Origin of the sequence: Actinoplanes sp. NPDC051633 (assembly GCF_040681735.1) — a bacterium.
Lineage (GTDB): Bacteria > Actinomycetota > Actinomycetes > Mycobacteriales > Micromonosporaceae > Actinoplanes.
In genome coordinates, this window is record NZ_JBFAZH010001620.1 from 1 (window position 1) to 1,383 (window position 1,383).

At 69.8% G+C, this 1,383-nt stretch carries 1 protein-coding gene and 1 pseudogene; both read left to right on the top strand.

Translation table 11 applies throughout. From position 1 onward, the window contains the following. Positions 1–1,293 (top strand): glycoside hydrolase family 13 protein (locus AB0M20_RS43675; protein ID WP_364307400.1); only part of this gene is annotated, 1,293 nt, incomplete at its 5' end. After that, a pseudogene (locus tag AB0M20_RS43680) lies at positions 1,290–1,383 on the top strand (quaternary ammonium compound efflux SMR transporter QacC); the annotation flags it as partial. The gene AB0M20_RS43675 and the pseudogene AB0M20_RS43680, both read left to right, overlap by 4 nt.

Sequence of the window (1,383 nt, forward strand, 5' to 3'; positions counted from 1 at the left end):
TGGTTCAGCCCGTTCTACCCGTCGCCGATGGCCGACGCCGGGTACGACGTGGCCGACCACCGCGACGTCGACCCGATGTTCGGGACGCTCGCCGACGCGGAGGCGCTGATCGCCGACGCGCACGATCTCGGCCTGCGCGTCATCGTCGACGTCGTGCCGAACCACTGCTCCGACCAGCACCCGTGGTTCGCCGAGGCGCTCGCCGCGCCACCGGGAAGCCCCGCCCGGGACCGGTTCTGGTTCCGGGCGGGGCGTGGGCCCGGCCTACCGCCGAACGACTGGCAGTCCACCTTCGGCGGCCCCGCCTGGACACAGGTCCCGGAGGGACCCGGGTTCTCCGCCCTGGCCGAAGGATCAGCGGCCGGGAGCAGCACAGCCCCGGAGGGGCAGTGGTTCCTGCACCTGTTCGCCCGCGAGCAGCCCGACTTCAACTGGTCGAGCCCCGACGTGCGGGCGGAGTTCGAGGACATTCTGCGGTTCTGGTTCGACCGCGGGGTGGACGGCGTACGCATCGACTCGGCGACCATGTGCGTCAAGGACCCCGGGCTGGCCGACCTCGCCGACCGCGCCGAAGAAGCCCCACACCCCTATGTGGACCGTGACGGCATCCACGACATCTACCGCGCCTGGCGGCGGGTCGCCGACTCCTACGACCCGCCGCGCGCGCTGATCGGCGAGGTGTGGCTGGCCGACCCGCTGCGGTTCGCGGCGTACCTGCGGCCGGACGAGATGCACACCGCCTTCAATTTCGACTTCCTCGGCTGCCCGTGGGACGCCAAGGCCTTGCGCGAGTGTGTCGACGACACGCTCGCCGCGCACGCGTCCGTGGGGGCGCCGAGCACCTGGGTGCTGTCCAATCACGACGTCACCCGGCACGTCACTCGGTACGGCCGGGAGGACACCGCGTTCGAGTTCGCCCTGCGGGGCGCGCGGCACGGCCGGCGAGTCGATCTCGACCTGGGCACCCGGCGGGCGCGGGCGGCGATCCTGCTGACCTGCGCGCTGCCCGGGTCGGTCTACGTCTACCAGGGTGAGGAGCTCGGACTGCCCGAGGTCGAGGACCTGCCCTCGTCGGTGCGGGACGACCCGATGCACACCCGGTCGGGTGGGGCCGATCCCGGGCGCGACGGCTGTCGCGTACCCATGCCCTGGTCTTCGGGGGCCTCCCTGGGCTTCAGCCCGCCCGGCGCGGCGGCGCCCTGGCTGCCGCAACCCGAGTCGTGGGCCTCGTTGACCGTGGCGGCGCAGACCGCCGACCCGTCCTCGATGCTGTCGCTGTACCGGGCGGCTTAACAACCGTAGTCTCAATAATTATTTTCAAAGAACAAATAAATCTAATAACTATAGTATCTATAGTTTTAATCATAGTCGGCGTAGTTTCGT